The organism is Candidatus Desulfolinea nitratireducens (genome assembly GCF_982879505.1).
Window position 1 is genome coordinate 1 of the sequence record NZ_CEYOSI010000207.1, and the last position, 6,117, is coordinate 6,117.

At 48.6% G+C, this 6,117-nt stretch carries 5 protein-coding genes; 4 read left to right on the forward strand and 1 reads right to left on the reverse strand.

Annotation, left to right across the window (positions count from 1 at the left end; translation table 11 throughout):
• Position 1: 1 nt before the first annotated feature.
• Positions 2-2,557 carry an SbcC/MukB-like Walker B domain-containing protein gene (locus tag AC3DOM_RS14630; RefSeq protein WP_487919784.1) on the reverse strand — a complete coding sequence of 852 codons (2,556 nt, stop codon included), beginning with the start codon at positions 2,555-2,557 and terminating at the stop codon, positions 2-4.
• Positions 2,558-2,623: 66 nt separating this feature from the next.
• On the opposite strand from AC3DOM_RS14630, the gene AC3DOM_RS14635 reads away from it, so the two are divergent.
• The 4 genes from AC3DOM_RS14635 (at position 2,624) to AC3DOM_RS14650 (ending at position 6,051) form a co-directional block, all read left to right on the forward strand.
• Entirely contained in the window at positions 2,624-3,100 is a 477-nt protein-coding gene (locus AC3DOM_RS14635) for a hypothetical protein (protein WP_487919785.1), read from the forward strand.
• A 79-nt stretch (positions 3,101-3,179) separates the two neighbouring features.
• Positions 3,180-3,713 (forward strand): NYN domain-containing protein, encoded by a 534-nt coding sequence (locus tag AC3DOM_RS14640; RefSeq protein ID WP_487919786.1) that lies wholly within the window; start codon positions 3,180-3,182, stop codon positions 3,711-3,713.
• 227 nt (positions 3,714-3,940) lie between these two features.
• Positions 3,941-4,993: a M20/M25/M40 family metallo-hydrolase gene (locus AC3DOM_RS14645; protein ID WP_487919787.1), complete on the forward strand. Its 1,053-nt coding sequence runs from the start codon at positions 3,941-3,943 to the stop codon at positions 4,991-4,993.
• A 2-nt stretch (positions 4,994-4,995) separates the two neighbouring features.
• Positions 4,996-6,051, forward strand: a complete 1,056-nt coding sequence (locus AC3DOM_RS14650) for a M42 family metallopeptidase (protein WP_487919788.1) — start codon at positions 4,996-4,998, stop codon at positions 6,049-6,051.
• Positions 6,052-6,117: the final 66 nt, after the last annotated feature.

The window sequence follows — 6,117 nt, forward strand, 5'->3', positions numbered from 1 at the left end:
ACTAGATCACCCGCACTGTTGATCCCTGATCCCCTTTTTCAACAAAGATCTGGGTCGGGAAAGCATCCTTAAGCGATTCGAGATGCGTGATCACCAGGATTTTGGCAAAATCACCCCTGACCTGGTTAATGGCCTCGATCAGTCGCTGACGTCCCTGTGCATCCTGCGAACCAAAGCCCTCGTCAATGATCAGGGTTTGCAAACGGGCCCCTTTGCGCTGCGAAAGGGCTTTTGAGAGCGCCAGCCTGATCGCAAAATTGACCCGAAAAGCCTCTCCACCAGAGAACATTTCATAATCCCGGACGCCCGCGCTATCACTGATCTGGATATCGAGGGTTTCTTTCATGTCGTCGCGTTTGAAATCTTTAAACGAAGCCTGGGTCACAAAACGAATCGACATCTGCCCATTGCTCAAACGGTCGAGCAGATCATTGGCTTTTTCTTCGATCTCGGGCAGGGCCTGTTCAATTAAAAGGGCCGGAACGCCATCCCTGCCGAAAGCGCGCTCCAGTTTTTTATAACGGCTGATCTTCAGAGATAGATCTTCTCTCTGGGAGGCATAATCCGATTTGCGGATGCGCAACCCCGCAAGCACTTCCACCTTTTGGCGCGCTGCACCGACCTCCTGATTGAGTTGATTCTCTTTCTCCTGGATCTGCAATAGTTCAGCATAGGCTGCGGTCTCGTCCGGCGCCTGGGATTCGGCTGCCGCGAATGCAGCCAGGGTCCCCTCATGCTCGATCTGTTGTTGGTCAATTTCTTTTTGCAGCTTTTTGCTTTGCTGGTCGAGATTGGCGATCTCCTCTTCAAGAGGTTTTAACGCTGCCCGGGCCGATTCCAGGGTGAGGAAGTCATCTTCGGCCACACGAAGTTCACCTTCCTTTTTTCGGGCGGCATCATGAGAGGCGGCGTCATAGCCCAGTTTTTTTAATTCCTGATCCACTTTTGCCAATTGGACCCGCAGATCCTTTGCAAAGCTTTCTTTTTCAAGAATTTTGTACAATTCTTTAAAGCGTTTTTCGCCTTCCTGCGCCCATTTTGAGGCTCCTTTCTGGATCGTGGAGAGACGTTCGCTAAGTTGGGTCAGTTTTGTTGAGGCAGATAAACGTTCCTGGTCAAGAGATTCAAATTCCTTATTGCGGGTTGCATAATTTTCCACCTCTGCAAAGATCGCATTCATCTCGGAGGTATTGGCACGATATTGATCACCCTGGGCCTTGCCATCCTTTTCCATTTTCGTCAAAGTTTCAGAGCGATGATCTTCGCTTAATTCCTGACCGCAAAGGGGACAGGCGGCAGTCTTGATTACTTTGAATTCCTCGATCCTTACTTTGAGCGCGTCCATTTCTGTTTTGAATTGTCTGTTCTCCACCTGCAGGACGGCATATTTTTCACGCGCTGAAGCCTGTTCACTTTGGAAAGCATCCCGCGCTATCACTCTTTTTTCCACCTCTTCGACACTCTTTTGAGCAAGCTTAATCTTATTCTGTATTTCCCCGATCTCCACTCGCTGCGCTTCATTTTCAACGCTCTGTTTTTCCAACCCATTCAATTCCTGCTCAAGGCGTGCTTTTTCAGCATTGATCGTCTGCAGGAAAGGCTGCCGCTTCGCATCCTGCTCATGGAATTGGGCAGCGGTCTGCTCCCATTTGGCAAGAGCCTCACGGGATTCCTTCCAGGCTGTATAGGATGCATCCACTTCAGCGGCGCGGGCAAGAAGATCGGCATAACGATTTCGTTCGGTATTACGCTCAGCGCGACGGGATTGCAGATCTTCCTGGGCGCGCTGGGAACGGGACAAGGCCTCTGCCAGCGTATTCACCATTTTCCGTTGCTCATCAAGGGAGGCGGTTAAACGGCGAATATTCTCAAGCACAGATTCCTGTGTTTTACGGGTAGCAGATAAACGTCCAAGCTCGCTTTCGAGTGTTATCAGTCCTTCTTTTCGGGCATCCTCCTCAGCAAGTTCCGCGTCAATTTCTGCGACACGTCCATCGACAGTATCCAGCTCCTGTTCCACATCCCGACGACGGGCAGCCGAGCGCATTTTATATTCATCCCAAACTTCCAATCCCAAAATACTGCTCAAAACATCCTTGCGTTTGCTGGCGTTTTGCTGGGTAAACTGGTCCGCCTTACCTTGCAAAAAAAAGGCGGCGTTGACAAAAGTTTCGTAATCCAAGCGTAAAATTTGCTCGATCCGCTCCTGCGTGGCGCGCAAAGAATGCTCAGTGAGCGGACGCCATAAATCATTATCTTTGACCTGAAATTCAAGCAATTTCGTCTTTCCACGTGTCATCGTCCGCTGGATGCGATAATGATTTTCCTCATAATCAAAAATGTAAATAACCTCTGCGGTTTTTGATTGCAGGTTGATGAGGGCCTCGTCACGTTTTCGTGCCTGTCCAAAAAGCACCCAGGTGATCGCATCGAGCAGGGATGATTTTCCGGCGCCATTATTCCCGGAGATACAGGCCAGATCAAAATCCTGAAAATCGAGTTCGACGCTTTCCTGATAAGAAAGAAATCCAGTGATTTTTAAAGAAATTGGAATCATAGTTGAATTATACCGTTATAACTTGCTCTGCCATCTGAGTAATGTTATTATCAGCAAGGAGAAATCATGGATACTTATACCAACCCTGGTGCACGCCGCCGCTTGATTCTAATTTCTATCATTCTTGCAACCATTCCCTGTTATTGCCTGGGATTTATTGCGGTTAGATTAGCACCCGAACCGGGAATCGGTACCCCCAACGCAAGCGGTACAGCCTCCCCCGAGCCTGTTATCGTGACCCCAACCTTGGGGACGCCCGCATCACCCACCTCCAGCCCCACCCCTACTGCCACTTCCACCTTAACGCCCACGCCCACACTAACCTCTACTCCATCGTCAACACCCTTCCAGCCTCATACCGCGACGTGGACGCCTTCTCCGACCTTTACTTCGAGCCCAACATCTACTTCCACGCATACCTATACACCTTCCCCAACGCCCAGTAAAACAGCTACGCCTACTTTTACATCCACTCCAACCTCTACGTATACACCAACGAATACATCAACCCCAACAACTGCGGTTGAGACAGGCTCACCATAGTTATTTTTTTAAATATCCCTTATTATTTTGAAATTATCCAAAACAATTGCCCCGTTATCCGGCGGCTTGGAAAGAAATTATGGGCAACACTAAAAAAGTGACTTATGCTTTTATAGACAGTCAGAACCTTAATTTATCTGTCCTATACGATCTGACAAATAAATCAGGAAAGATAATTTATCAAGGCTGGAAACTTGATTTCGAGCGCTTTTTTATCTATCTTAAAGACAAGTACAAAGTCAATAAATCTTATTTATTTATTGGCCGTGTCGATGGCAATAAAAAACTATACAGGTTTCTTAAGGGCGTAGGTTACGAGTTAATTTACAAGCCCACGATTGATTATGGGGATGGAAAGAAAAAATTCACAAAGGGCAATGTTGACGCTGAGTTAGTCTTACATACAATGATAGAATTTCCCAATTATGATAATGCTATTATAGTTTCAGGTGACGGGGATTATTTCTGCCTAATTGAATACCTTGAAACACTCAATAAACTATCACAAATCGTTATCCCCAACAAATATAGCTATTCATCATTGCTTAGAAAATACCGCCCGTATATGGTATTTGTTACTGACCTGAAAGCAAAGTTGGAATATAGAAATTAAAAAAGAGGGAGTAACCTTCGGACGAAACCTTAGGTGTGCCCTCTCATGGTGATTACTTACATAATATATCTTTACTAACATTTTGTCAATAGTATCTCATTGAAATATGTCGGATTTGATGACACAAAGGAATATGGGCACCTACTTCGCTATCCAGGCCATCGAAGATAAAACAAGTACTATAATAGTCACCTTTCTTTAAAACAGGAACTTTCATAAATAAACCGATGTCAACCGAATTTCTAAAATCCTTAATCTCAACCTCCGGGCTCTCCGGGTATGAGACTCCTGTAACGGGCCTGATAGAAGAAGCGTGGCGACCCCTGACGGATGAACTCAACCTGAGCGCCCTTGGCTCATTGCATGGATTGAAGCGTGGAGACGGGCAGGAACCGCGCCCCTCTCTGATGATCGCCGCCCATATGGATGCGATTGGCCTGATCGTGACAAAAATCTCCGGTGAATTTCTCCACCTGACCCATATCGGTGGAATTGATATCCGCGTTTTACCGGGGCAGGCTGTCACCATTCATGGAAGAAGCGATCTGCCCGGGATCATCGTCCAGCCGCCCGCGCATCTCCTTCCCGAAGGAGCGGCAGAGGGTGCTGTTGGCATTAATCATCTTCTTGTAGATCTGGGGCTCAGCGCAGGGCAGGTCTCTAAAAAAGTTAAAATTGGAGATTTGATCTCCTTTGCAACCGAGCCAATTGAGATGAGCGGCGGGGTATTGGTCGGTCATTCCCTCGATAATCGCGCATCGGTAGCTGCACTGACGCTTTGCCTTGAAGAGCTGCAATCCCGCCAGCACGCCTGGGATATCTGGGCTGCGGCCACCGTCCAGGAGGAACTTGGACATATGGGGGCAAGGACCTCCGCCTTCCAACTCCGCCCCGATCTCGCCATTGCTGTGGATGTAACTTTTGCCAAGGGTCCCGGTGCGAATAACTGGGAAACATTCGAACTCGAGAGTGGCCCCACCATCGGCTGGGGATCTGTTATTCATCCATTTTTATATAAAGAATTCAAGGAATTAGCTAAGAAACTGGAGATGCCTTATGGGATCGAAATCCTCCCTGGCAGATCTGGCACCGACGGCGACGACCTGCAACTTGTGGCAGAAGGTATTCCCACTGCATTGATCAGCATTCCGATCCGCTATATGCATTCCCCGATAGAAATGGTTGCATTGAAAGATATCCAACGAGTGGGACGCCTGCTGGCAGAATTTATAGCCATGCTTGAACCAGATTTTCTTAAAAAGATCGTTTGGGATGATTGATGATGTTAAAAATCAGAAACCCCCAAATTAAATTTTTGGAAAAGCTAACCAATACCGTGGCCGTCTCGGGCGATGAGGGTGCAGTCCGCAAGATCGTACGAGCTGAGATAGAATCCCTGGTCGATGAGATCAAAGTTGACACAATGGGCAATCTGCTGGCCACCAAACGCGGAAAGGGTAAAAATAATCTCAACGTGATGCTGGCCGCCCATATGGACGAAGTCGGGTTTATGCTGGTCAATGATGCTGGTGATGGCTTATTTGAATTCACCACCATCGGTGGGATCGATCCTCGCCAGCTTGCCGGAAAACCTGTCTGGATTGGCAAGGAGCAGATTCCCGGCGTGATCGGGGTTGGGCCAATTCATTTAGTCGCATCAGGTGCGCACAGCAAAACAGTCCCCGTCAGCGCGTTACGGATCGACGTTGGGCCGGGCAAGCCAAACGTCAAGGTTGGGGATCGGGCGACCTTCGCCACCAAATTTCTGCGGATGGAGTATTCCATCCGCGCGAAGGCATTGGATGATCGTCTCGGCGTCGCCATCCTGATCGAGCTATTGAAAAATGCCCCCTCAAATATCAACCTGCTGGCTGCCTTCACTGTCCAGGAGGAACTTGGGCTTCGGGGCGCAAAAATAGCGGCACACACTCTTGACCCGGATTTGGCGCTGGCAATTGATTCGACGCCCGCCTATGACCTTCCGATGCACGACGATAGCGAGAATATCCGCTATAACACAAAGCTCGGGGGTGGCCCTGCCATTTACACAGTGGATAGAGGCACCCTCTCAGACCCGCGAATTATCCGCTGGTTGAGCGAGACCGGTGATAAAGAAAATATCCCCTATCAATACAGGCAACCGGGCGGCGGCGGGACAGATGCGGGTGCGATCCACATCTCGCGAGCCGGGATCCCGACTGGCTCTGTCTCTGTGCCTGGACGATATGCCCATACTGCGATGGGGCTTTGCCGGATCAGGGATTGGGAAAACACCCTCAATTTACTCCATGCTGCCTTATGCAACCTGACGCCAAAATTATTGGAAAAACCCCGATGACTTCTATGAAATCATTACTCATGTTACGCAGTTCTGTAGTCGATAACGAGCTAAAATCAGGTCAAG

What these genes read in the sequence shown, in the direction of transcription:
- AC3DOM_RS14630 (WP_487919784.1), bottom strand. Translation starts at nt 2,557, where the DNA reads ATGATTCCAATTTCTTTAAAAATCACTGGATTTCTTTCTTATCAGGAA.
- AC3DOM_RS14635 (WP_487919785.1), top strand. Translation starts at nt 2,624, where the DNA reads ATGGATACTTATACCAACCCTGGTGCACGCCGCCGCTTGATTCTAATT.
- AC3DOM_RS14640 (WP_487919786.1), top strand. Translation starts at nt 3,180, where the DNA reads ATGGGCAACACTAAAAAAGTGACTTATGCTTTTATAGACAGTCAGAAC.
- AC3DOM_RS14645 (WP_487919787.1), top strand. Translation starts at nt 3,941, where the DNA reads ATGTCAACCGAATTTCTAAAATCCTTAATCTCAACCTCCGGGCTCTCC.
- AC3DOM_RS14650 (WP_487919788.1), top strand. Translation starts at nt 4,996, where the DNA reads ATGTTAAAAATCAGAAACCCCCAAATTAAATTTTTGGAAAAGCTAACC.